The 25,254-nt window shown below is 64.8% G+C and carries 21 protein-coding genes and 1 pseudogene; 3 read left to right on the top strand and 19 right to left on the bottom strand.

Going from position 1 to position 25,254, the window contains the following annotated elements:
- Positions 1 to 1,380 (top strand): annotated as a pseudogene (locus tag G3N58_RS28915) (malto-oligosyltrehalose synthase); the annotation flags it as partial.
- Between the two features lie 75 nt (positions 1,381 to 1,455).
- Here G3N58_RS28915 and G3N58_RS28910 read toward each other — a convergent pair.
- Together G3N58_RS28910 and G3N58_RS28905 are read right to left on the bottom strand one after the other, a co-directional pair.
- A complete protein-coding gene (locus G3N58_RS28910) occupies positions 1,456 to 2,799 on the bottom strand; it encodes a hemolysin family protein (protein ID WP_167039123.1) in 1,344 nt (447 codons plus the stop codon).
- Between the two features lie 179 nt (positions 2,800 to 2,978).
- Positions 2,979 to 3,800 carry a HAMP domain-containing sensor histidine kinase gene (locus tag G3N58_RS28905; RefSeq protein ID WP_206000893.1) on the bottom strand — a complete coding sequence of 274 codons (822 nt, stop codon included), beginning with the start codon at positions 3,798 to 3,800 and terminating at the stop codon, positions 2,979 to 2,981.
- A gap of 193 nt (positions 3,801 to 3,993) precedes the next feature.
- On the opposite strand from G3N58_RS28905, the gene G3N58_RS28900 reads away from it, so the two are divergent.
- Both G3N58_RS28900 and G3N58_RS28895 read left to right on the top strand, forming a co-directional pair.
- Entirely contained in the window at positions 3,994 to 4,335 is a 342-nt protein-coding gene (locus G3N58_RS28900) for an FKBP-type peptidyl-prolyl cis-trans isomerase (protein ID WP_167039119.1), read from the top strand.
- Between the two features lie 43 nt (positions 4,336 to 4,378).
- Positions 4,379 to 5,164 (top strand): AraC family transcriptional regulator, encoded by a 786-nt coding sequence (locus G3N58_RS28895; protein WP_206000892.1) that lies wholly within the window; start codon positions 4,379 to 4,381, stop codon positions 5,162 to 5,164.
- A gap of 66 nt (positions 5,165 to 5,230) precedes the next feature.
- Here G3N58_RS28895 and G3N58_RS28890 read toward each other — a convergent pair whose 3' ends face one another.
- The 17 genes from G3N58_RS28890 to leuC form a co-directional block, all read right to left on the bottom strand.
- Complete coding sequence (locus tag G3N58_RS28890) at positions 5,231 to 6,427, bottom strand: O-succinylhomoserine sulfhydrylase (RefSeq protein ID WP_167039115.1); 1,197 nt, start codon at positions 6,425 to 6,427, stop codon at positions 5,231 to 5,233.
- Positions 6,428 to 6,682: 255 nt separating this feature from the next.
- Complete coding sequence (purF, locus tag G3N58_RS28885; protein ID WP_167039111.1) at positions 6,683 to 8,233, bottom strand: amidophosphoribosyltransferase; 1,551 nt, start codon at positions 8,231 to 8,233, stop codon at positions 6,683 to 6,685.
- Between the two features lie 89 nt (positions 8,234 to 8,322).
- Complete coding sequence (locus tag G3N58_RS28880; RefSeq protein ID WP_167039109.1) at positions 8,323 to 8,874, bottom strand: CvpA family protein; 552 nt, start codon at positions 8,872 to 8,874, stop codon at positions 8,323 to 8,325.
- A 7-nt stretch (positions 8,875 to 8,881) separates the two neighbouring features.
- Positions 8,882 to 9,796: an SPOR domain-containing protein gene (locus tag G3N58_RS28875; protein ID WP_206000891.1), complete on the bottom strand. Its 915-nt coding sequence runs from the start codon at positions 9,794 to 9,796 to the stop codon at positions 8,882 to 8,884.
- Between the two features lie 29 nt (positions 9,797 to 9,825).
- Positions 9,826 to 11,142: a bifunctional tetrahydrofolate synthase/dihydrofolate synthase gene (folC, locus tag G3N58_RS28870; RefSeq protein WP_206000890.1), complete on the bottom strand. Its 1,317-nt coding sequence runs from the start codon at positions 11,140 to 11,142 to the stop codon at positions 9,826 to 9,828.
- Positions 11,143 to 11,510: 368 nt separating this feature from the next.
- On the bottom strand, positions 11,511 to 12,383 hold the full coding sequence (gene accD / locus G3N58_RS28865) for an acetyl-CoA carboxylase, carboxyltransferase subunit beta (protein ID WP_167039103.1): 873 nt from the start codon (positions 12,381 to 12,383) through the stop codon (positions 11,511 to 11,513).
- Between the two features lie 77 nt (positions 12,384 to 12,460).
- Positions 12,461 to 13,273 (bottom strand): tryptophan synthase subunit alpha, encoded by an 813-nt coding sequence (gene trpA / locus G3N58_RS28860; RefSeq protein WP_167039101.1) that lies wholly within the window; start codon positions 13,271 to 13,273, stop codon positions 12,461 to 12,463.
- A 78-nt stretch (positions 13,274 to 13,351) separates the two neighbouring features.
- Positions 13,352 to 14,266 (bottom strand): site-specific DNA-methyltransferase, encoded by a 915-nt coding sequence (locus G3N58_RS28855; RefSeq protein ID WP_206000889.1) that lies wholly within the window; start codon positions 14,264 to 14,266, stop codon positions 13,352 to 13,354.
- Between the two features lie 9 nt (positions 14,267 to 14,275).
- A complete protein-coding gene (gene trpB / locus G3N58_RS28850; protein ID WP_206000888.1) occupies positions 14,276 to 15,469 on the bottom strand; it encodes a tryptophan synthase subunit beta in 1,194 nt (397 codons plus the stop codon).
- A 59-nt stretch (positions 15,470 to 15,528) separates the two neighbouring features.
- The gene (locus G3N58_RS28845) at positions 15,529 to 16,260 is read right to left on the bottom strand and encodes a phosphoribosylanthranilate isomerase (protein ID WP_167039338.1); all 732 of its coding nucleotides are present in this window, start codon (positions 16,258 to 16,260) and stop codon (positions 15,529 to 15,531) included.
- Positions 16,236 to 17,048, bottom strand: a complete 813-nt coding sequence (gene truA, locus G3N58_RS28840; RefSeq protein ID WP_206000887.1) for a tRNA pseudouridine(38-40) synthase TruA — start codon at positions 17,046 to 17,048, stop codon at positions 16,236 to 16,238. The genes G3N58_RS28845 and truA overlap by 25 nt, the downstream gene beginning before the upstream one ends.
- Complete coding sequence (locus tag G3N58_RS28835; protein ID WP_241017270.1) at positions 17,045 to 19,639, bottom strand: FimV/HubP family polar landmark protein; 2,595 nt, start codon at positions 19,637 to 19,639, stop codon at positions 17,045 to 17,047. Before G3N58_RS28835 ends, truA begins: the two co-directional genes overlap by 4 nt.
- A 170-nt stretch (positions 19,640 to 19,809) precedes the next feature.
- Positions 19,810 to 20,931, bottom strand: a complete 1,122-nt coding sequence (gene asd, locus G3N58_RS28830; protein WP_206000885.1) for an aspartate-semialdehyde dehydrogenase — start codon at positions 20,929 to 20,931, stop codon at positions 19,810 to 19,812.
- 371 nt (positions 20,932 to 21,302) lie between these two features.
- Positions 21,303 to 22,370, bottom strand: a complete 1,068-nt coding sequence (gene leuB / locus G3N58_RS28825; RefSeq protein ID WP_167039089.1) for a 3-isopropylmalate dehydrogenase — start codon at positions 22,368 to 22,370, stop codon at positions 21,303 to 21,305.
- A gap of 113 nt (positions 22,371 to 22,483) precedes the next feature.
- On the bottom strand, positions 22,484 to 23,137 hold the full coding sequence (leuD, locus tag G3N58_RS28820) for a 3-isopropylmalate dehydratase small subunit (RefSeq protein ID WP_167039087.1): 654 nt from the start codon (positions 23,135 to 23,137) through the stop codon (positions 22,484 to 22,486).
- A gap of 85 nt (positions 23,138 to 23,222) precedes the next feature.
- Positions 23,223 to 23,381 (bottom strand): entericidin A/B family lipoprotein, encoded by a 159-nt coding sequence (locus G3N58_RS28815; protein ID WP_167039085.1) that lies wholly within the window; start codon positions 23,379 to 23,381, stop codon positions 23,223 to 23,225.
- 5 nt (positions 23,382 to 23,386) lie between these two features.
- Positions 23,387 to 24,796, bottom strand: coding sequence for a 3-isopropylmalate dehydratase large subunit (leuC, locus tag G3N58_RS28810; RefSeq protein ID WP_167039083.1), 1,410 nt, complete (start codon positions 24,794 to 24,796; stop codon positions 23,387 to 23,389).
- Positions 24,797 to 25,254 lie beyond the last annotated feature (458 nt).

The raw sequence follows: 25,254 nt of genomic DNA, 5'->3' as shown, positions 1-25,254 counted from the left end.
CCGCCCGCACGGCCCGGCGCGCCGCAGCCACCGTCGGCGCAAGGCGGCGGCCCGCCCTCGCACACGGGGTCGTCGCGACGCAACGCGCAGACGCTGTTCTCGCAGCTGACCGCGCCGCTCGCCGCGAAGGCCATCGAGGACACCGCGTGCTACCGCTACGGCCGCCTGTTGTCGCGCAACGAAGTCGGCTCGGACCCGAGCGAATTCGCATTGCCGGTCGAGCCGTTTCACGCGCGCAACCGGGAGCGCGCGCAACGCTTTCCGCATGCCTTGCTCGCCACGGCCACGCACGATCACAAGCGCGGCGAGGACGTGCGCGCGCGGCTCGCGGTGCTCAGCGAGATCGCCGACGAATGGAGCGCGACGTTGCGCGCGTGGTCGACCTTGAACGCGCCGCAGCGGCGCGCGCTCGACGGCACGCCGATCAGCAGCGTGAGTCGGGACACGAGCGACGCATGGGCGCCGGGCCCCGCCGCCGAGGCGATGCTGTATCAGACGCTCGTGGGCTGCTGGCCGCTTCTGCTGCGTGCCGGCGACGAAGCCGGCGTCAAGGCACTGGCCGAGCGCGTCGCGCAATGGCAGTTGAAGGCGCTGCGCGAGGCGAAACTGCAAACCAGTTGGCTCGCGCCCGACGAAGCCTACGAAGCGGGCTGCCGCGACTTCCTGTTCGACATCCTCGCGCCGCAGCGGCGCGACGGCTTCCTGAAGGAGCTGGCGGCGTTCGTCGAGCGCATCGGCCGCGCGGGCGCGCTCAACGGCTTGCAACAGACGGTGCTGCGGCTCGCGTCGCCGGGGATTCCCGATCTTTATCAAGGCACCGAGTTGTGGGACTTCAGCCTCGTCGATCCCGACAATCGGCGGCCCGTCGATTTCGCGCAGCGCGAAGCATCGCTCGCGACGGCACAGACACCGCCGTCGGAGCTTCTCGCGGATTGGCGCGACGGACGCGTGAAGCTCGCGGTAATCCAGCGTGTGCTCGCGTTGCGCACGCATCTGCCGGAATTGCTGAGCCAGGGTGCGTATCTGCCGCTCGCGGTGCGGGGCGCGCATGCGTCGAGTGTGATTGCGTTCGCGCGGCGGCATGGCAATGCGTGGGCCGTGGTGGTGGCGAGCCGGCTTGCGGCGAGGCTGCTTCGAACCGGGCGCGATACCGGCGCAGGTGACGCCGGGAGCGCTCAAGGAGATTTGCCGCTCGTCGAGCCCGAGCGATGGGCCGATACGGCCATCGAGATGCCGTCCGATCTGTCGGCGCGCGCGCTGTTCGACTGGCTGAGTCCCGCCGCGCCGAAGGTCGACGAGAATGGTTTGCTGTATCTGCGCGATGCGCTGGCGGCGATGCCGGTGGCGGTGCTGGTCGAGGACGGCGTGCCGCGGAGCTGAGGGCGGCTTTTGCTGGTAGGTTGAAGGCACTCCCAGGCTTGGACTTAACCTTGAGCGCCGGCTTTGAACGACCGCTCAACCGCCTTCGTCGTCGAACATCTTCGGATACACGCGCACGAGCACGATGCGTGGGCCCTTCATCTTCTTGATGACCACGTCGAAGTCTTCGAACTCGATGCGCTGCCCCTCGCTCGGCAGATCGTTGAGCGCCTGGATCACGAGACCGCCGACCGATTCCGCCCGGCCCTCGTCGATATCGATACCAAGCGCGCGTTCGAGCGACACCACCGGCAAGCTGCCTTTGCCCATCAGCGTGCCGTCGTCCATGCGAGTCCAGTCGGCATCGCCCTGACGGAATTCGTCGTGAATCTGCCCCACCAGCGCGCCGAGCAGATTGTCGAGCGTGAGAAAGCCGATCGGCTTCGCATGCTTGTAGCCGACCAGCGCAAAGTGCGGCGCGCCCTTGCGAAAGCGACGAAACAGTTCGAGCGCCGGTAGATCGGGCCGCACGCATTGCACCGGGCGCACGTAGCGGCCGAGATCGTCGAGCGTGCTGCCGGCCTGGCGCGCGAGCAGCAGGTCCTTCAGGTGAATCATGCCGGCGACGCGCTCGCCCGAGGCATCCTCGAATAGCGGATAGCGGCTGAAGCGATGCTGCGCGACCACCTGCATGTTGTCGCGCAAGGGCAGATCGCGCCGCAGGCTGACCATTTCATGCGCCGGCCGCATCAGGTCCGACACGGTCATGCGCGAAAAATCGAGCGAATGCGCAATCGTGTTCCATTCGTCCTGGCTGTAGGCGCCATCGGTCGCCACGCGTCCGCTCGCGACCTGTGCGCGGCGACCGCGCAAAATCAGCTTGAGTTCGTCGGTCGAGTAATGGGAATCGTGACCGTGACCGGTATCGAGCCCCGCTGCCTTCAGTACCGTGTTCGCGCTCGTATTGAGCACCCAGATGGCCGGATACATCACCCAGTAAAAACCGTACAGCGGCATCGCGGCCCATAGCGACACCTTCTCCGCTTCGCGGATCGCGAGCGACTTCGGCGCGAGTTCGCCGACGACGATATGCAGGAACGAGATGCACGAGAACGCGAAGAACAGCGAAATGCCGTGGATCAGCTGTTCCGATTCGACGCCGATCACCTTGAAGAGCGGCGTCAGCAGTTGCGCGAACGCGGGCTCGCCGATCCAGCCAAGCCCGAGCGAGGCGAGCGTGATGCCGAGCTGACACGCCGACAGATAGGCATCGAGTTGTCCATGCACTTTCGCGAGCAGGCGCCCACGCATGCCGTGCTGGGCCGCGAGGCTTTGCACGCGCGTCTGCCGCAGTTTCACCAGACCGAATTCAGCGGCGACGAAAAAGCCGTTGAGGGCAACGAGAAACAATGCGCCGATAAGGGCAACGACCTGGATCAAAGCGAGGGGCTCCGGCAACAAAAGTTGTCAGTATAGAGGGTGAAAGCTCGGTGAAAAGTTAAGCGCGCTTATTTGCACGTACTCGTGTTTGCCGGCGGCTGCCTGTTGCCTGCGCCTGCTTGCGTGCCCGGCATGCCGGCACCCCGTGCTCAATCGTATTCATTCGTGCCCGTTCGTATTCACTTCGGTACGCTCGCGCTGAACGGCACGCGCAGCGTGAGCGTGGCAACGCCGTTGCCGTTGCCGTCGCCGTCCACCGCGTCGCTTTGCTCGAAGCTGCCGCCGTGTGCTTCCGCGACGCGCTTGCACAGCGCGAACACCCATGCAATGCGTTTCGCTTCGCGCGGCTCGCCTGCCTGCTTGCGCGCAAACGCTTCCAGCAGGTGGGGCAACGCGGCATCGTTCAGCGCGGCCTGGTTCGGCTCGTACACCACGCTCGCGTGCCACGCGCCCGCGTCCGCGCGCGTGCTCAGCGCGACCTCGGCACCCGGCGCGCCCGCTTCGACCGCAAACGTGAGCATCAGCCACAAGGCGGCGACGAGCCGCTCGCGGTCGCCGTTCAATTGCTCGGTGGCAAGCTGCGAGTCGAGCCGGATCTCGACGCCGCGCGCGCGAGCGAGGCCGGTGCGGACCTCGGCGATGGTTTCGTCGAGCAGCGGATGCAGAGAAAACGGCGCATACGCGAGCGCGAGCGACTTCGTTTCGGCGCGCGTCGCATCGACCACCGTTTCGAGCAGCTTGACCTGCTGATCGACGCCGCTGCGAATGCCGGCAATCGCACGCTGCGAGTTCGGGTCGCTCGCATCGAGCTTGCGCTCGAGCACGTAGGCCCAGCTATGGATCGCATTCAACGGACCACGCAGATCGTGCGACACCAGCGACAGCACATGATCGCGCATGAACAACGCGGTTTGCGCGCGCAGATGCGCACTGCGTTCGGAAATGGCAAAGCCGGCAGGCGCGGACTGTACGTCAGCCGCTCCGGTTGAAGACGTTGTCACGATCGAGCTCTCTCAGGCAATGGCGGTGATTGAAGGAATGTCCCATTATAGGCAAGCGGTCCGGGCCGACCAGCCTGGCCGAACGGCTAATGGCGCGCAATCCGCGTGCCACCTGCAATGCCCGGCAAGACTCGGCGATGCGGCTCAACACGCCTACAATGTCGGTTTTACGTTTTGATGAGAGGAGCGACGCATGTCGACTGTGACGACCGAATCCGGCCTGAAGTACGAAGACCTCGTGGAAGGCGCCGGCGCCGAAGCGGTAGCCGGCAAAACCGTGACCGTGCACTACACGGGCTGGCTGACCGACGGCCAGAAGTTCGATTCGAGCAAAGACCGCAATGACCCGTTCGCATTTGTGCTGGGCGGCGGCATGGTCATCAAGGGCTGGGACGAAGGCGTGCAAGGCATGAAGGTCGGCGGCAAGCGCAAGCTGACCATTCCGCCGCAACTCGGCTACGGCGTGCGCGGCGCGGGCGGCGTGATTCCGCCGAACGCAACGCTCGTGTTCGAAGTCGAGCTGCTCGAAGTCTGAGTCGGCCCTCGGGTCCATTCCGGCTACACCCAGGCTGTTTTTCATGAGCCACGCCGCCGTCACCGCCCCTAACGTTTCGTTGCGCCGCTACGGCGCAATCGAAGCGTCGGACGTGCACGACTTTCATCAGGTCGTGCTCGGGCTCGACGGCGCGATGGTGATGGCGGTAGACGGCGTCGCACGGCAGATCGACGCCGGTTCCGCATGGCTGATTCCGGCCGGCGCGCGGCACGATTACGCAGGTGTCGGCGAAAACCGGCAACTGGTGCTGGATTTGCCGGCTGCGTCGCTGGCCGTGCCCGAGCGGCTGTTCGAGCGCCCTCGGGCCGTTACGGTGGATGCGTCGCTCGCGCAACTCGTGCATCGGATCGCCGCGCATGCAACAGGGGGCGCGGTCGACGCACAAGGCGACGCCCTCAACCGCCGCTTCCATTGGGACGCCGCCGCGCGTCTCGGCGCGGCGCTTATCGCCGACGCCGGCACGCTTGCGGGCGCGCGGGCCGCAGGCGCCGGCCTCGATTTCGCGCGCATCGACCGCTGGCTGCGCGCGCATCTCTCTGAGCCATTGCGTATCGCCGATCTCGCCGCGCATTGCGGCTTCGGCATGCGCCGTTTTCACCAGCTTTTTATTGACGCATTCGGCGAAACGCCGCATCGCTATTTGCAGCGGCTGCGGCTCGACACGTCGCTCACGCTGCTCGCGGACCCGCGTCTTTCATTGACGGAAATCGCGCTCGACATCGGCTTCGCCGATCAGAGCGCTTACACGCACGCGTTCACGCGGCGCTTCGGGCTCGCGCCCGGACAGTGGCGGGCGCTGCGTCATTGATGAGGCGAGAGGCTGCGTGAGCCGGTATGGCCCGCACCAGTTCTGCTGGCTGGCACTTTCCCCCGCTTACCCCGCCAGCCCGCGCTCCAGATCGGCGCGAATATCGCCGGCGTTTTCGAGCCCCACCGCAAGCCGGATCAGACCTTCGCTGACACCCGCCGCCGCGCGCGCTTCCGGCGTGATACGGCCGTGCGTGGTCGTCGCCGGATGCGTGATCGTGGTGCGCGTGTCGCCGAGGTTGCCGGTGATCGAGCAAACCTTCGTGCTGTCGATCACGCGCCATGCATTGGCGCGCATCTGCTCGGGCGTGTCGCCCTTCAGCTCGAACGACACGATCGCGCCGCCCGACTTCTGCTGACGCATCGCGAGCGCATGCTGCGGATGCGATTCGAGCCCCGGATAGAACACGCGATTCACAGCCGGATGCGAATCGAGCCAGCGCGCGATTTCGAGCGCATTCGCCGACTGCTTTTCGACGCGCAACGACAGCGTTTCCATGCCCTTCAACAGCACCCACGCGTTGAACGCCGACAGCGTCGGCCCGGCGCTGCGCACGAACGGAAACACCTTCTCCATGATGAATTTCTTCGAACCGACCAGCGCGCCGCCGAGCACGCGGCCCTGGCCGTCGAGAAACTTGGTGGCCGAATGCATGACGACGTCCGCGCCGAGCTTCAGCGGCTGCTGCAAGGCCGGGCTGCAGAAACAGTTATCGACGACGAACAGCGCATTGGCCGCCCGGGCGATCTTGCTGATCGCCTCGATATCGGAGACTTCGGTCAGCGGGTTCGACGGCGTTTCGAGGAAGAACATCTTCGTCTCGGGACGCACGGCGTTTTTCCACGCGTCGAGATCGGTCGGATCGACGAACGTGGTCGTAATGCCAAACTTGCTGAAAATCTGCGAGAACATGCCGAGCGTCGAGCCGAACAGCGCCTGCGAGCTCACGAGGTGGTCGCCCGCCTGCAACGTCGACATCACGACCGACATGATCGCGGCCATGCCCGACGCCGTCGCGATACAGGCCTCGCCGCCTTCGAGCGCGGCCAGGCGGTCCTGGAACATCGAGACGGTCGGGTTCGTGAAGCGCGAGTACGTGAAATAGTCTTCGGAGTTCTTGAAGCGCTCGGCGGCATCCGCGGCGCTCGCGAACACGAAGCTCGAGGTCAGGAAAATCGCTTCCGAATGCTCGTTGAAGTCGCTGCGCGCGGTGCCCGAGCGGACGGCCAGCGTATCGAAGTCGAAGTTCAGGGAGTCGTCCATGTTGGTTCTGGTTTCCAAGGTTCCATGGCTGCGTGCGGTGCGCATCGGAGACAGCGCGACGCCGTACGGCAGCAACAAAAAAGCCCGCTTTTGCGTCGGCATAAGCGGGCTTCATGTGCGGGGAAGCAGGAGCTAGGGCGGATGATTGCGGCTTTCCGCCTTTCGCTTTAGCTGTTTCGGGTTGCCCCGCGTCCGCAAGCTGAGATCAAATCGACGCAAGCCGTCATGCTAACACGCTCGCGCCGCGGTGTGCGCTCAGCCTACCGACAGCTGCAGATGCAGCTGCGAACGCGCCGGGCCGCCGCCGTCGATCGCCTCGCTCGCGGCGTCGCGATCCGATTGCGACGACGGCTCAAGACGCGCGCTTTCGATGCGATCGAGGTACTCGGTCGTGATGTCGCCGGTCACGTAGTGGCCGTCGAAGCACGATGCCTCGAACTCCTTCAGCGCCGGGTTGATGTCGCGCACCGCCTGCTTGAGCGCATCGACGTCCTGGTACACGAGGTGGTCCGCGCCGATCATGCGCGCGACTTCCTCGTCCGTGCGGCCATGCGCGACGAGTTCGCCGCGCGTCGGCATGTCGATGCCGTAGACGTTCGGGAATTTCACGGGCGGCGCCGCCGAGGCGAAAATCACCTTGTTCGCGCCCGCGTCGCGCGCCATCTGCACGATTTCGTGCGAGGTGGTGCCGCGCACGATCGAGTCGTCGACGATCAGCACGTTCTTGCCCTTGAACTCGATGTTCATCGCGTTGAGCTTCTGGCGCACCGACTTCTTGCGCACCGCCTGGCCCGGCATGATGAAGGTGCGGCCCACGTAGCGGTTCTTGAAGAAGCCTTCGCGATACTCGACGCCGAGCTTCTTCGCGACCTGCATCGCGGCCGGGCGCGACGAGTCGGGAATCGGCATCACGACGTCGATCGCGACGTCGGGCAGCTCGCGGCGGACTTTCTCGGCGAGGTAGTCGCCCATGCGCAGACGCACGTTGTAGACCGGCACGCCGTCGAGCACCGAGTCCGGACGCGCGAGATACACGAGTTCGAAGATGCACGGGTTCAGGCTCGGAGCCGTCGCGCATTGCTGCGCATGCAACTGGCCGTCGGCGTCGATGAAAATGGCTTCGCCCGGCGCGACGTCGCGCACGAACTCGAAGCCGATGCCTTCGATCGCCACCGATTCCGACGCCAGCATCCACTCGACGCCCTGCGCCGTTTCCTGCTTGCCGATGCACAGCGGGCGAATGCCGAACGGGTCGCGGAAACCGAGCAGGCCGTAACCGGCGATCAGCGAGACGATCGCGTACGAGCCGCGCACACGGCGATGCACGCCCGACACCGCCTTGAACAGCGCGGCCGGATCGAGCTGCAGGCCCGAGCTCGACAGCTGCAATTCGTGCGCGAGCACGTTGAGCAGCACTTCGGTGTCGGAATTGGTGTTCACATGGCGCCGATCGATGCGGAACATCTCGTCTTTCAGCTGCTGCCAGTTGGTCAGATTGCCGTTGTGCGCGAGGATGATGCCGAACGGCGCGTTCACGTAGAACGGCTGGGCTTCTTCTTCGCTCGACGCCGAACCGGCCGTCGGGTAGCGGACCTGGCCGATGCCGGTCGTGCCGGGCAGGCTGCGCATGTTGCGCGTGCGGAACACGTCGCGCACCATGCCGTTGGCCTTGTGCATGTGGAAATTGCTGCCGTTCGCGGTTGCGATGCCGGCGGCGTCCTGACCGCGGTGCTGCAGCAGCAGCAGGCTGTCATAGATGAGCTGGTTGACCGGAGAATGGGAAACTACGCCTACGATGCCGCACATGGCATGTCCTTCAAAGGTACGAAATTCATGATGGCGCCCGGTGCCTGCGACGGCGTACGCGCGATGCCGCGACGGTACGCGCTACGGCGTCAAGGCAGCCGGCGGGTGCCGGGGTCCTGTCCTGCATTGCTCTGAGCGCCCGGATCGTCCACGTGGACGTAAGCGGCGAGCGCCTCGGGAAGCAGCGATTTCAGAGCGAGCACGCCTTCTGCCGCATACGGGCGAAGCAGCGCGTTGCGCCAGAATTCCTGTTTGGGCAGTTCGGTCAAGCCTGCGAGGGCGACCAGAATCAGCACCAGAACGACCCCGCGCACGAGGCCAAACATCAAACCGAGCGAGCGGTCCGCGCCGCCGAGGCCCGTGACCTGCACGAGACGGCTGAGCAGCGCGCTCACCACGCTCGACACCAGCACCACGCCGATCACCACGAGCGAGAAAGCCAGCAGCCACTGGGTCAGCGCGCCCCCCGGCCAGTTGGACGGGATATAAGGGACCACGTAGCCGACGAACTCGCAAGCCAGGAAAAACGCCGCGACCCAGCCGATCAAACCGAATACTTCCGACAGCAAACCGCGCCAGGCGCCACGCAGCGCCGACAAGCCGATCACCGCCATTACAGCGTAGTCGAAGGCAGTGAACATCGCTGGCTTACTGAGCGGCACCGCTGTTCGAGCCCGCCATCAGACCGGCCCCGCGAACCTTCGCGATCGCTTCGGTGGCCGAGGCGCGGTCGGCGAACGGACCGGCGCGCAACAGCGCCATGGTCGAGCCGTCTGCCTGCTTGCGATGTTCGATATATGCGGGTACGCCGGCCGCTTTCAACTTCGAGACCCAATTGCGCGCGTTCGTTTCGTTCGCGAAGGCGCCGAGCTGGACCGCGAAACGGCTGCCGGGCGGCGATGCCGGCGTGCCGGAATTGGCGTCGGCGCTGGCGGCGGCCGTGTTCGTGTCGTCGTCGGTCGACGTAGCGGCGGTGGCCGGTGCCTTGGTCGGCTTCGCGGGAGCGGTGTTGGCGGCGAGTGCCGGCGCCTGCGGTTTCGCGGCGGGCTTGGCCGCAGCAGTTGCGCTCGTGGCCGGCTTCGCGTCCTGCTTCGCGGTGCTCGTGCCCGACTGTGCCGGCTTCGTGGCGGCCGGCGCCGTGGCGGCGGTCGTTGCCGGCGCAAGGCCGGAAGCGGAGAGACCCGCGTCGGCGGCAGGCGGATTATCCGGCGCGACGCCGGCCTGCACGTCTTCGCTGGCGGTGGATTTGGCGAGCTTCGGCGCGGGCCGGCTCGGAATGTCGATGGAGATGTCGTCGGTGACGGGCTTCGGGTGCGAGTCGAGCACCATCGGCAGGATAATCACCGCCGCGACGACCAGCGCGATCGCGCCGACAAGCCGGCGCCGCGCACGCTGCTTTTCCGGCAGCGTAGGGTCGAGCAGCATGGCATCGGCATCGACGGAGCGCTCGGTGCGGCGGGTGCGCCGCTCGACGCGCTCACCCCGGGCGGCCCGATTGGAACTGGTGTTTGCGCCGCGCCGGCTGGGCGCGTCGTCTTTCTTGCCGAACGAGAAAATTCCCATGAATCGCTTGGTTCGAGCCTGGCGCCCGCTCAGTGTTGCTGCGATTTCCGGTAGGCCATCACACCTGCTACCGTATAGAAACTGCCGAAAACCACGATTCTATCATTCTCCGACGCGCGTTTTAGCGCGTCCTGGAAAGCTTCTGCCGGACTCGCGTAACGCGTCACGCTGCTGTCGGCGCCCCCACCCTCGCTCACGCCCTGCTCGCGCAATGCCGTTTCGAGCTCCTGCGCCGACGCCGCCCGCGGGGTCGGCAGACCGGTCACGCACCAGTGATCGATCTCGCCCTTCAGGTGATTGAGCACGCCGGCGATGTCCTTGTCGCGCATCGCGCCGAACACCGCGTACGTGTACGGGAAAAAGCCCATGTTGCCGAGGTTTTGCGCGAGCACCGCAGCCGCATGCGGATTGTGGCCGACGTCGAGCACGATGGACGGCTTGCCTGGCAGCACCTGGAAACGCCCCGGCAGATCGACGTTGGCGATGCCGAGCCGGATGTCCTGCGCCGACACCGGCAGGCGGTCGCGCAATGCTTCGAGCGCGGCCAGCGCCGCCGATGTGTTGATCAGCTGATTCGCGCCGCGCAGCGACGGATAGGCAAGCGCCGAGCGCCGCAGCGTCGGGCCGACATAGCTCCACTGTTGGCGCTCGCTGCCCGCCTGGCCTTCGTAACGGAAATCGCGGCCGAATAGCCACAGCTCGGCGCCGATTTTTTCCGCGTGATCGATCAGCGATTGCGGCGGCACCGGGTCCGCGCAGATCGCCGGCTTGCCCGGACGGAAAATGCCGGCTTTTTCGAAGGCGATTTTCTCGCGCGTATCGCCGAGATAATCCATGTGATCGAGGTCGATGCTCGTGATGATCGCGCAGTCCGTGTCCAGAATATTGACGGCGTCGAGACGGCCACCCAGACCGACTTCGAAGATCACCGCATCGAGCCCGCGCGACGCGAACAGGCTCATGATCGCGAGCGTCGTGAATTCGAAATAAGTCAGCGTGACGGGCTCGGCAAGGCTCAGGCGCGCGGCTTCGACGGTTTCGAAGTGCGGCAGCAGGTCCGCGTCGCTCGCCATCTCGCCGTTGATTCGTGCCCGCTCGTTGAACGACAGCAGATGCGGCGACGTGTGGCAGCCGACCGTGAAGCCCGCGCGCAACAGAATGGCTTCCATGATCGCGCAGGTCGAGCCTTTGCCGTTCGTCCCACCGACCGTGATGATCGGGCAGGAGAACGACAACTGCATTGCGTCACGCACCTTGGAGATGCGGCCCAAACCCATGTCGATGCCGACCGGATGCGCGGATTCAAGGTGCGTGAGCCACGCGTCGAGGGTGGGGAATGTCGTCATCGGGTGAATCTTGAGTGAGTCGAGAGTCTTCGCGGGTGGTTCGCGGGTTCGTTCGCGAGTTTTCGGTCCGGCAGTGCTAGTGGCAACGCTATGAATAGGCGCGGGCCCGGCGGTTCAGGTCGAGCCGGGCACGCGCGCCAGCGCGGTTTATGCGCACAAAGAAAGCCGCGCAGCCTCTTTCGTTGCGGCTTCCGCCAGAGGCAATCGCCGTCGCATTGCAAGAGACCGCAATTATCCCGGAAATGACAGCGCGCCGCTTGATTGCTCACGCGGCGCGCTCTTTTTGACGATTTCTCTGACCGCCGCCGCGCGTTTTTCGCGGCGAAGCGGCAGAGCAAATAGCTGTACGACGTGCGGTACGGCCAGCTTTACGCCACGGCATCCGCCGGCTGATGGCTCAGCAACGCCAGCAATTGCGCGATTTCCTCGCGCAGCTTGCGACGGTCGACGATCATGTCGATCGCGCCCTTCTGCAGCAGGAACTCGGCGCGCTGGAAACCTTCCGGCAGCTTTTCACGCACGGTCTGTTCGATCACGCGCGGGCCGGCAAAGCCGATCAGCGCCTTCGGCTCGGCGATCACGACGTCGCCGAGGAACGCGAAGCTCGCGGACACGCCACCCATCGTCGGATCGGTCAGTACGGAGATGAACGGCAGCTTCGCTTCGGCGAGCTTCGTGAGCATCGCCGTGGTTTTCGCCATCTGCATCAGCGACAGCAGGCTTTCCTGCATCCGCGCGCCGCCCGAAGCGGTAAAGCAGATGAACGGCACCTTCTGTTCGAGCGCGTTCTGTGCGCCGCGCGCAAAGCGCTCGCCGACCACCGAACCCATCGAGCCGCCCATGAACGAGAACTCGAAGCATGCGACCACGACCGGCAGCGTGTGAATCGCGCCGCCCATCACGACCATGGCGTCGGTTTCGTCGGTTTCGTCCATCGCCTCTTTAAGGCGATCCGGGTACTTGCGGCTGTCCTTGAACTTGAGCGCGTCGACCGGAACGATTTCCTGGCCGATTTCGTAGCGGCCTTCCGGATCGAGCAGGCCGTCGAGCCGCTCACGCGCGCCGATACGCATGTGATGGTCGCACTTCGGGCAAACATGCAGATTGGCCTCGACGTCGTTGCGATACAGCACGGCTTCGCACGAAGGGCACTTGATCCACAGGCCTTCCGGAATCCCCTTGCGGTTCTTCGGGTCGGTTTGTTTGATTTTCGGCGGCAGCAGCTTATCGAGCCAGCTCATAGGGAATCCTTCTGGGTCACGGTTGCGCGAACGGCGGGACGAACCCGCCGCTCACGTGACAGCGACAAAAATAACTGTTATCGGGCAGTCGCGGCGCTATCGAGCGCCTCGCGCACTTCGGCGATGAAACGCGTCAGCGTCTCGGCAGCGGCGTCGGGCGCTGCCTGTTCGAGCAATTGAACGATACGGCTGCCGATCACGACGGCGTCGGCCACACCGGCCACCGCGCGCGCTGCTTGCGCGTCGCGAATGCCGAAACCGACGCCCACCGGCAAGGGGACGCGCGACTTGATGGCCGGGATTTTACTCGCGATGCTGGAAACGTCCAGATTCGCCGCGCCGGTCACCCCTTTCAGCGACACATAGTAGACGTAGCCGCTGGCGATCCGGCCGACCTCGGCGATACGCTCGTCAGTTGAGGTCGGGGCAAGCAGAAATATCGGATCGATGCCGGCAGATCGCATCTGTTCGGCGAAATCAACGCATTCTTCGGGCGGATAATCGACCACCAGCACGCCATCGACACCAGCTTCATTGGCCGCCTTCGCGAACGCTTCGGCGCCCATCCGCTCGATCGGATTTGCGTAGCCCATCAGAACGACCGGCGTCTTGTCGTCGGTTTCGCGGAAGCGCTTGACGTCGGCGAACACCTGGCGCAGCGTCACGCCGCGCTCCAGCGCGCGCTCGGACGACCGCTGGATCACGGGACCATCGGCCATCGGGTCGGAAAACGGCACGCCAAGCTCGATGACATCGGCACCGCCGGCCACGAGCGCATGCATGAATTCGACGGTGCGAGCCGGGTCCGGGTCGCCGGCCGTGATGAACGGGATCAAGCCCTTCTTACCCTGGGCGGACAGCGCGGCAAACGTGTTCTTGATACGGGACATGGAAATATTCTCGGATTAGGGCTACTGCATGCTCGTTACAGTGTATTTGCTGCATGTTCGCGGCAACTGTCACGCTTTTCACTGCACTTCGGTCGGCGGCTGCACTTTCGGCCTGGCTCTGGCCCGACGCGGCACAGGTGGCGAAGCGGCGGCGCTCACGCGCTCGCGCGCTATCGCGCAGTAGCTTTCATTGATCTCATAGCCGACGAATTCGCGCTGATGACGGACGCAAGCGACCGCGGTGGTGCCGCTGCCCATGAACGGGTCGAGCACCCGGCCGCCTTTCGGGCAGCTGGACAGCACCATCCGCTCGACGATTTCCAGAGGTTTCTGGGTCGGGTGCGCCACACGTTCGGCATGCTGCCGATGCAGGCGCGAGACCGACCAGACATCCTTGGGATTATAGCCAAGCTCCAACCACTTGCTTCCTTCGAACAACTTACGCGAACGCGCCTTCTTCGTGGCTGCATCGTACGGGATGCGGACGGGATCGAGATCGAAGAAATAGTCCTTCGACACCGCGAAGAAACCGATGTTGTCGTGCACCGACGTGAAGCGGCGCGTGGTGCCGCCCATGCTCGGCACGCGCCGGTCCCAGATGATTTCGTTGATCATCACGAGTTTTGTCTTCAGAAAGCTGAAGATTTCCGGCGCGTACTGCCAGGTGCAGAAAATATAGAGCGAACCCGACGGCTTGAGCTTCGGTACCGCAAGCTCGAGCCAGCCGCGCGTCCAGACGAGAAAGTCCTCGCCCGTACGCATGTCGGAATCGTTGCCGTAGTCCTTGCCCAGCCCATAAGGCGGATCGCAGACGATCAGGTCGATCGACCCGTCGGGAATGTTCGCTACGTCGGTCAGAAAATCGCGGTTCAACAGCTGAATGCCGGCCGGCACCTGCGCCAGCAGCGGCGCCGATGCCGCGGCCGCCGTTACCCCGGCGGCCGGATTCGTGATTTCAAGCGCCGGCTGCGGCTCGTCGAACTCGTCGCGCATCGTCGCGGCTCAGAACTGGATGCCCGATCGCTCGGCGACCGTGTGCATGTCCTTGTCGCCGCGGCCCGACAGGTTGACCAGCAGGACCTTGCCCTTCGGCAGCGTCGGCGCGAGCTTCATCGCGTAAGCGAGCGCGTGGCTCGACTCGAGCGCGGGGATGATGCCCTCGATGCGGCAGCAATCGTGGAATGCCTTGAGCGCTTCTTCGTCGGTGATAGCGACATATTGCGCGCGATTGCTGTCTTTTAGCCACGCATGCTCGGGACCCACACCCGGATAGTCGAGACCGGCCGACACCGAATGCGTCTCGATAATCTGGCCGTCTTCGTCCTGCAGCAGGTACGTGCGGTTGCCGTGCAGCACGCCGGGGCTGCCGCCGATCAGCGAGGCTGCGTGGCGGCCCGTTTCGAGGCCGTCGCCGGCTGCTTCGACGCCGATCAATTGCACGGAAGTGTCGTCGATATAGGGGTAAAAGATACCCATCGCATTCGAACCGCCGCCAATGCACGCGATCACAGCATCCGGCTGACGGCCGGCCAGTTCCGGCATCTGCACGCGGCATTCGTCGCCGATCACGCGCTGGAAGTCGCGCACCATCATCGGATACGGATGCGGACCCGCGACCGTGCCGATGATGTAGAACGTGTTTTCGACGTTGGTGACCCAGTCGCGCATCGCTTCGTTCAGCGCGTCCTTGAGCGTACGGGAGCCCGATTCCACCGGCACGACCGTCGCGCCGAGCAGTTTCATGCGGTACACGTTGGCAGCCTGGCGACGCACGTCTTCGGCGCCCATGTAGACCACGCACTCCATGCCGAAACGCGCGCAGATCGTCGCCGTGGCCACGCCGTGCTGGCCGGCACCGGTTTCGGCAATCACGCGCGGCTTGCCCATGCGCTTGGCAAGCAGCGCCTGGCCGATCACGTTGTTGATCTTGTGCGCGCCGGTATGGTTGAGGTCTTCACGCTTCAGATAAACCTGCGCGCCGCCGAGCAGTTCGCTCCAGCGCTGGGCGTGATAAATCGGCGAAGGACGACCCACGAAATACTTGAGTTCGCGCTCGTATTCGGCGACGAACTCCGGGTCTTTCTGATATTTCTCGTAGGCTTCACGCAGCTCGTTGAGTGCGGAAAACAGCGTTTCGGCGACGAACACACCGCCAAATTGGCCGAAATGGCCTCTTTCGTCAGGCAAGTTGTACATGGTGATCACTCTTCTCAGAATGGCTCGCGGCTTTCATGCGAGAGAGCCGCGAACCTGAATCATTCGGCGTCCGCGGTGCGCACCGCGCGTACGAACGCCGCCATCCGGGCGTGATCTTTCACGCCCCTGGCGCCCGCGACTTCGATGCCGCTCGAGACATCGACCGCGTATGGGCGCACGCGATGGATCGCATCACTGACGTTTTGCGCGTTCAACCCACCACTCAAAACGGCCCGATGCGCGAGCTCTGCTGGAATAAGTGACCAATCGAAAACCTTCCCGCCGCCGCCATAGCCTTCGACATGCGTGTCGAATAGAAGGCCACTGGCTGCTGAATAGTTAAGTGCCGATTTTACCAAATCGGCCGGTTGAGTATCCGCCGCAATCCGCAGCGCGCGCAACCAAGGCAAACCCGCAATGCTGGCAAGGGTTTCGCACTGCGCCGGGGTCTCGTCGCCGTGAAATTGCAGCAGCGTGAGATTGACGTTGCTCGCGACTTCGCGAATCCAGTCCGGCGTCGCATTGACGAACAGGCCGACGACCGACACGAACGGCGGCACGTCGTGCACGAGCTCGACCGCCTGAGCGACGCTCACCGAACGCGGGCTCGGCGGGTAGAAAACGAGGCCGATCGCGTCGGCGCCGAGATCGATCGCATGGGCGACGTCCTCGGGCCTGGACAGCCCGCACAGCTTGATGCGCGTGCGATGCGGCACGCCTGGCGAGTCGGCCGCGCCGGCTTGGTTCGCGGGTTGCTCGACTGCTTTCAGGTTTTCGGTTGTTCGGTCCATACGCTGCTCCACGGCACGCTGCCGGTTACCGGCGCGGGCACGGCGAATTGTTCAGGATAGCCCACCTGCGCGAGATACAGGCCGTCCGGCATGAAGGTCGGCGCCGCGCAATCGCGACTGCGGCTCGCGAGCACGTCGGCCATCCAGCCGGCAGGCCGGCGTCCGCTGCCGATTTCAATCAGACAGCCCATCACGTTGCGCACCATGTGGTGCAGGAACGCGTTCGCGCGGAAGCGGAAATGCACGAAGTTACCGTGCTGTTTCACGTCGATCTGGTACAGATGCTTGAACGGCGTCTTCGACTGACATTGCGACGAACGGAACGCCGAAAAATCGTGCTCGCCGATCAGGTGCACGGCGCCGGCCCGCATCGCGTCGGCGTCGAGCGGCGTATGCACCCAGCCGGCCTTCGTCGACAACATCGGCGAGCGCACCGGGCTCACGTACAGCACGTAGTAATAGGTCCGCTCGAACGCCGAGAAGCGCGCGTGGAAATCGTCGGGCATCGGCTTCGCCCACTGCACGCCGATCGTCTTCGGCAGGAAGGCATTGGGACCGCGCACCCACGAGATATCGACGCGCTCGAGTTCGGTGTCGAAATGCACGACCTGCCCGAGCCCGTGCACGCCGCGGTCCGTGCGGCCCGCCACGGTGGTCTGCACGGGCGTGCACATGAATTCGCGCAGCGCCCGCTCGAGTTCGTCCTGCACGGTGTTGCCGTGCGGTTGCGACTGCCAGCCCGCGAATGCCGAACCGTCGTACTGAACGCCTAACGCAATGCGCTTCACGACAGCGGCGCGAGGGTCGAGAGCAACGCGCGGGCTTCGGTGCGCGTGGCCGGATCGTTGGCTTCGATCACTTCGTTGATGAGGGCGCGGGCACCCGCGAGGTCGCCGAGTTCGATGTACTCGGACGCCAGTTCGAGCTTGTTGCGCGCGATGCGGCCGAGATCGGCCTGCGTGAACGCCGGCAACGGCTGCGCGGGACTCGGCGGCAGTTCGAGGTCGAAGTCGAGCTTCAGCGCGCCGAAGCCCGCCGCGCCCAAACCCGCGACGGCGCCGTGACCGGCGGTGCCGGCGGCGATTTGATCGGCGATGTGCGGGGCGTCGTCGTCCGGCTCATGTGCGGCAAAGGCTTGCTGCGCGGTCGTTTCGGGCGAGGCGACCGGTTGCGTCGACAACGGGGCGGCTGGCTCCGCATTGCCGGTGGGCGCTTCGACGCGCGGCGGCAATGGCATGTCGAGGCTGCTGAACGCGTCCACGGCGTCGCGCGGAAATGCCGATGGTGCGGGTGGCGTGGGTTGAATCGGTGCTGCGGTATCGCTGTGCGGTTGACCGAGCGGCGCGGTTGCGTCAGGTTCGGCCGGGTGTTGCGTGAAATCGATCGCGGGGGCGGGAACCGGGTTTTGCGGCTCGGCCAAGGGCTGTTGGGGCTCGGCCGGTGGGGTTGCCGGGGTGTTTGTTGTGGCCTCGCTTCCCGTGGATTCGTCGTCCCATTGCAGACGATGAGCGCGCTCTTCCTGCGGTGCCGATTCGGGGCGAGGTTCGAGTGGATCGCGCGACAGAGCCTCGGCGGCGGGTTCCGCGCCGACGGCAGGGCTTGCGGCTGTGGCTGCGGTGTTGAGGGTTTCCTGAGGGGCGGTTGCTGGGGCGGCGGTTGCTGGGGCGGCGGTTGCGTCAGGTTCGGCCGTGGAGTGTTCTGTGGCTGCGTGTGCCGGTGCTGCAAGGTCGGCTGCGGCACGTTCTGCAGCAGCGTGCTCTGCTGCTGCCTGTTCGGCTGCCGCGCGTTCGGCTGTAGCGCGTTCCGCTGCGGCCTGCTCAGCTGCCGTACGCTCGGCCGCAGCGCGTTCCGCTGCCGCCTGCTCCGCTGCCACACGCTCGGCTGTGGCGCGTTCCGCTGCGGCCTGCTCAGCTGCCGCACGCTCGGTCTCAGCGCGCTCTATTGCTGCCTGCTCCGCCGCCGCCTGTTCGGCTGCCGCATGTTCGACCGCTGCGTGCTCTGCTGCTGCCTGCTCGGCCGCCAACGCAGCAGCCTGCCGAGCCGCTTCATCACCGTGCACATCCGACGCTTCCTGCGCCGCCGTCTGCCCGCGCGCCGCAGCATCGTCCTGCGAATCGCCCGCCTGCGCCGACTGCGCCATTTCGGGATTCACCGCATCCGCCGTATGACCCTCAGCCGTCTTCTCGCGCTTGCGGCGACCCATCCGCAGAGCCGAGAGCAGCACGACCAGCGCGGCGCCAATCGCCGCAGCGATGCTCAGATTCCGCCGCGACATGCCATCGTCATTCGACGGCGGCGGCGCCACACTCGCCTGCCCCGGCGCGACGCCCGCCGCAGGCTGCGCAGCGTTCGTCGGCGCAGCACCCACAACCGTCGTCGCACCGCCGATCCCGTGCTTCTGCAACTCCATCAGCACGCGGTTTTTCAGCGCAAGCAATTGCTGCAGGCTCGATACCTGCGGATGCGTCTGCGAAGCCGGCTGCACGGCAGCGGCTGCCGAGCCGACACCGCTCGTCGCTGCCTGCGCCTGGGCGGCTGGCACACTCGCCGGCGATTGAACCGATCCGGTCCACTCCTGCGCACCGCTCGCCGGCAGCGCCGCCGCCTGCGAGCCTGCTACCGGCGCGGACGCAGCCGCTCCGCTCGCTGCCGTCGCCGACATCACCGCGCTCGCGCTAACCGGCACACTGGCCGCACCAGACACTGCGGGCGCGGCAGACGTCGCGACCTGCGCCGCTGCCTGAGTGCCTACCTGAGTTGTGACCTGAGTCGCAGCACTAGTCACACTTGCAGCCGCAGCGCTGACCTGCGCGACCGCGCTCGCAGCACCACTGCCCGCACTAGCCGCAGCAACCACCGTCGGCGTGGACACCGGCACAGCCGGCGCGGAAGCAGATGCCGTAGGCGCAGACACCGCCGCACCAGACGTCCCCGAAGCCGCCGCCACAGCACCTGCCGCTGCAACAGACGAAGCCGCCAGCGCCCCCGACGCGTCCAGCGCCGGCACGATCAGGATCGCGCCGACACGCAGCCGGCTCGGATCGTGGTTCATGAACGCGGCCGGATTCGTATCGAACAGCGCGTGCGTCGAGCGAGCGAGCACGGCCTTGTCATGCGATTGCGTGACGGCGATCGCCACGTCGTTCAGCGACTGCCCAGCCCGCACCGTGTACTGGCTGCCCGCGCCATAGGTGACGACAGCGGGAGCGGAACCAGCCTCCGGCGCGCTCGCCGCAGCGCTCGCCGACGCTGGCACCGGCGCCGCGACCGCGCCGCCCATGCCGGCGCCCGCAAGCGCAAGCGCAAGCGCCAACGCAGCGGCAGCCGCCACAGTCGTCAGACGGTCTTTGAATCGACCTTTATCGTGATGGATGGACATAGCCCGAAGAGCGGAGCGTCGAAAGTTCATCGGGACTCCCGCTGCGTCAGCGCGCAGCCTTTTTTGCGATTGGAAAGAAACAAGATAATCGGAGCACACAATGAAAAAAGCGCCGCGCAAGCGCGACGCTTCTTGAGAGTTGTCTACGCGTCGTGAGCGCGTAGTTTACTTTACTTGTCGAGCACAATGCGAAGCATGCGACGCAGCGGTTCGGCCGCGCCCCACAGCAACTGATCGCCAACCGTGAAGGCCGACAGGTATTCGCCGCCCATCGCGAGCTTGCGCACGCGGCCAACCGGCACCGACAGCGTGCCCGTCACGACCGCCGGGGACAGATCGCGCATCGACGCTTCGCGTTCGTTCGGCACGACCTTGACCCAATCGTTGCCCGACGCGAGGATGCTGTTCACCTCGTCGAGTGGCACGTCCTTGTTTAGCTTGATCGTGAGCGCCTGCGAGTGGCAGCGCATTGCGCCGATCCGCACGCACAGGCCGTCGACCGGAATCGAGCCCGGCGTACCCATGGCCGGGTTGCCGAGAATCTTGTTGGTTTCCGCGCCGCCCTTCCACTCTTCCTTCGACATGCCGTTGCCGAGGTCCTTGTCGATCCACGGAATCAGCGAGCCCGCGAGCGGCACGCCGAAGTGATCGGTCGGCATGCTGTCGCCGTTCATCGCTTCGAGCACGCGGCGGTCGATGTCGAGAATCGCCGAAGCCGGGTCGGCCAGCTCGCTCTTCACCGAGCCGTGCAGCGTGCCCATTTGCGACAGCAGTTCGCGCATGTTCTGCGCGCCCGCGCCCGATGCGGCCTGATACGTCATGGCCGTCATCCAGTCGACGAGGTTTTCGCGGAACAGGCCGCCCAGTGCCATCAGCATCAGGCTGACCGTGCAGTTGCCGCCGATGAAATTCTTCTGGCCCTTCACGAGCGCGTTCTTGATGACGTCGAGGTTGACCGGATCGAGAATAATGACCGCGTCGTCCTTCATGCGCAGCGACGAGGCCGCGTCGATCCAGTAGCCGTTCCAGCCTGCCGCGCGCAGCTTCGGGAACACGTCGTTCGTGTAGTCGCCGCCCTGGCAGGAGATGATCGCGTCGCACTTCTTCAGGTCGTCGATGCTTGTCGCATCCTTGAGCTTGGTCTCGTTTTTGGCGAACGACGGCGCGTTGCCGCCCGCGTTGCTGGTGCTGAAAAACACCGGTTCGATCAAGTCGAAATCGCCTTCCTGCTGCATGCGTTGCATCAGGACGCTGCCGACCATGCCGCGCCAACCTACGAGACCTACGTTCATGACTTCATACCCTTCGAATGGAAACTTCCCCGCATCTTTGCCCGCAGTGACCGCGCGGGGAAGATGGGCGGGCACGACGGACGATCAGCGCTTCGTGATCGTTTTCGGGGTAATCGTTTTGATGGTAATAATGGCGAACTCGATCGCACGGGCTGTTGTGCCGTGCGGTTTGGAAATCGAGGAGATTTGGGAGATCTGCGCCATCGCAACAATATACACGAAAACCGGAAGCCGGCGGCGCTTATCGCCGCCGCCAGGCTTGTTAAGCGAAAATCGACCTTAAATACGGGCCGATTTTCGTTTTTGCGGCTGTTTTTGCAGCCGTTTATTCGACGAATTCGACGGCCCGCTGACTGGCCAACTCGCGCTTTTTACAGCGCGGCCACGACGGCATCGCCCATCGCCGCCGTGCCGACCTGCTTGCAACCCGGCGTGAGAATGTCGCCGGTGCGATAGCCTTGCTCGAGCACCTTCTTCACCGCGGTTTCGATGCGATCGGCCTGCTCGGCCTTGTTCAGCGAATAGCGCAGCATCATCGCCGCGGAGAGGATCGTGGCGAGCGGATTCGCCACGCCCTTGCCCGCGATGTCCGGCGCGGAACCGTGCGACGGCTCGTACAGGCCCTTGCTGTTCTTGTCGAGCGAAGCCGACGGCAGCATGCCGATCGAGCCCGTCAGCATGGCCGCTTCGTCGGAGAGAATATCGCCGAACATGTTGCCGGTCACGATCACGTCGAACGACTTCGGCGCCTTCACGAGCTGCATCGCGGCGTTGTCGACGTACATGTGCGACAGCTCGACGTCCGCGTATTCCTTCGACACGTCGATCATCACGTCCTTCCAGAACTGCGACGTTTCGAGCACGTTGGATTTATCGACCGACGTCAGCTTCTTGTCGCGCTTTTGCGCTGCCTGGAACGCGACGTGCGCGATGCGGCGCACTTCGGGCTCCGAATAACGCATCGTGTCGAAGCCTTCCTTCGCACCGGCGAACAGGCCATCCGGCGCCTCGCGCACGCCGCGCGGCGCGCCGAAGTAAATATCGCCGTTCAGTTCGCGCACGATCAGGATGTCGAGACCCGACACGATCTCTTCCTTCAGCGACGACGCGCCCGTGAGTTGCGGATAGCAGATGGCCGGACGGAAGTTCGCGAACAGCTCAAGGTGCTTGCGCAGACCGAGAATGGCCTGCTCCGGGCGCAGCGCGCGTTCGAGCTTGTCGTACTTCCAGTCGCCGACCGCGCCGAACAGGATCGCGTCGGCCTGCTTCGCGAGCGCGAGCGTCGAATCGGGCAGCGGATGGCCCTTCGCTTCGTAACCCGCGCCACCAACCGGTGCTTCTTCGAGTTCGAACTTTTCGCCGAGCACGTTCAGAACCTTGACGGCTTCCTTGACGATTTCGGGACCGATGCCGTCGCCCGGCAACACTGCGATCTTCATGCGAATTCCTTGATGATTTTCTTCGAGACTTTTGAGCACGATCCAGCGTGCGAACCGGGGCGCGAGCGCACGGCCCTCACGTGATCGAGCGCAACCGCGCTAACTGCGTGCGTTCAACCGACGAGGCGGTGATTGAGCCACGGCTGCTTGGCGAGGCGTTCCGCTTCGTACTGGCGGATTTTGTCCGCGTGACGCAGCGTGAGGCCGATATCGTCGAAACCGTTCAGCAGGCAGTACTTGCGGAACGCCGCGACGTCGAACGGATATTCGGTGCCGCCGTCGGTCGTGCGCACGACTTGCGCTTCGAGGTCGATCGTCAGCTGGAAGCCATTGAACGCGTACGTTTCGTTGAATAGATGATCGACCTGCTGTTCGGTCAGCGCGATCGGCAGCAAGCCGTTCTTGAAGCAGTTGTTGTAGAAGATGTCGGCGAAGCTCGGCGCGATCAGCGCGCGAAAGCCGTACTGCTGCAACGCCCAGGGTGCGTGTTCGCGCGAGCTGCCGCAGCCGAAGTTCTTACGCGCGAGCAGCACCGAAGCGCCCTGATAACGCGGCTGGTTCAGCACGAAGTCCGGGTTCAGCGGACGCTTCGAGTTGTCCTGGCCCGGTTCGCCGTGGTCGAGATAGCGCCATTCGTCGAACGCGTTCGGACCGAAGCCCGTGCGCTTGATCGACTTCAGGAACTGCTTCGGAATGATCGCGTCCGTGTCGACGTTCTCGCGATCGAGCGGCGCCACGACGCCGGTGTGTACGATGAATTTATCCATGACGCTTGCGCCTGTTCAGGACCGGGCGATGCGAGCGGCGGCAGGAAAACCGCGCGCCGCGTCGCCGGCAAAAATCAAAAACCGCTTATTTATCAGCGTGATTGCTGATCGAATTGCCGAGGTGCGACATGTCCTCGCCGAATCCGTGCACCGTGTTGCAGCCGGCCAGGCCGAGCAGGAGCCCGGCGAGCGTGCCGAGTGCGAAGCGGCGCAATAGCGTGATGCGATTCGTGTTCTTCATCATGCGGATCATCCAAGCTTGCGAATATCGACAAAATGCCCTTCGATGGCCGCAGCCGCAGCCATCGCGGGGCTCACGAGGTGGGTACGGCCACCGGCGCCCTGACGGCCTTCGAAATTGCGATTCGACGTGGACGCGCAACGCTCGCCCGGCTCGAGCCGGTCGGCGTTCATCGCGAGACACATCGAGCAGCCCGGCTCACGCCATTCGAAACCGGCGTCGGTAAAGACCTTGTCGAGGCCTTCACGCTCCGCTTGCGCCTTCACGAGCCCCGAACCCGGCACGACCATCGCCAGGCGGACGTTCGGCGCAACGCGGCGGCCGAGCTTCTTCACGACGTAAGCCGCGGCGCGAATGTCTTCGATGCGCGCATTGGTGCACGAGCCGATGAAGATTTTATCCGGCTTGATCGACTCGATCGGCGCGTTCGGTTCGAGCGCCATGTACTTGAGCGCGCGCTCGATCGCGTCGCGCTTGACCGGGTCCTTCTCGCGTTCCGGGTCCGGCACGCGGCCGTCGACCGACGTGACCATTTCCGGCGACGTGCCCCAGGTAACCTGCGGCACGATTTCCGCGGCATTCAGTTCGACCACGTGATCGAAATGCGCGCCGTCGTCCGACTTGAACTGCTTCCAGTACTCGACCGCGTGATCCCACTCGACGCCCTGCGGCGAGAACGGCCGGCCCTTCAGGTATTCGACCGTGGTGTCGTCGACGGCGACCATGCCGGCGCGCGCGCCCGCTTCGATCGCCATGTTGCAGACCGTCATGCGGCCTTCCATCGACAGCGAACGGATCGTCGAGCCGCCGAATTCGATCGCGTAGCCGGTGCCGCCCGCAGTGCCGATCTTGCCGATGATCGCGAGCACGATGTCCTTCGCGGTACAACCGCGCGGCAGCGGGCCCTCGACCTTCACGAGCATGTTCTTGCTCTTCTTCTGCAAGAGCGTTTGCGTGGCCAGCACGTGCTCGACTTCCGAGGTGCCGATGCCGTGCGCAAGCGCGCCGAACGCGCCGTGCGTGGACGTATGCGAATCGCCGCAGACAATCGTCATGCCCGGCAGCGTCGCGCCCTGCTCCGGTCCGATGATATGAACGATGCCCTGGCGCAGATCGTTCATCTTGAACTGCGTGATGCCGTACGCGTCGCAGTTCGTGTCGAGCGTGTCGACCTGCAGCTTCGAAACCGGATCGGCAATGCCGTGGGTGCGGTCCGTGGTCGGCACGTTGTGATCCGACACGGCCAGATTCGCGCTGATGCGCCACACCGGGCGCCCGGCTATCTTCAGGCCTTCGAACGCCTGCGGGCTGGTCACTTCATGCAGCAGATGACGGTCGATATAGAGAATCGCGGTGCCGTCGTCTTCCGTGTGGATCACGTGCGTGTTCCACAATTTGTCGTAGAGAGTCTGTGCCATGGTATGCGGGGAAAATAGTAACTACGAGTGACTGCGGGCTGACTATGTCGGTTGATTATGCCACGCGATGCACCGCGATGGGCGGCTCATCCAACGAAAAAAACCGATAAAAAACAGGGAGTTGGCTGGTAGTGTCGATACCTGTATCGGCGTTACCCGGCACGCGCGGGACCTTCGCGATGCCGCTGCGGCACATACGCGCCTCGCGGCGGCCGCAAAAACAAAAACGCCTCAACGGTGGGCCCGTCGAGGCGTTTTATTCACTCCGATTGCGCGCCTGGTCGCGGCACGAATGCCGCGGCGCAGCGCGCGTATCGAGGTCGATCAGCGATTAGCGCTGTGCAAGCGGCTTCGCCTCACGCAGCGTCTCGCCGATGAAGAGCTGGCGCGGACGGCCGATCTTCTGCTCCGGATCGGCGATCATTTCGTTCCACTGCGCAATCCAGCCGACCGTGCGC

Source organism: Paraburkholderia sp. Ac-20342, from assembly GCF_017104985.1.
Classification (GTDB): Bacteria; Pseudomonadota; Gammaproteobacteria; order Burkholderiales; family Burkholderiaceae; genus Paraburkholderia.
This window is presented reverse-complemented; position numbering and strand designations above follow the sequence as displayed.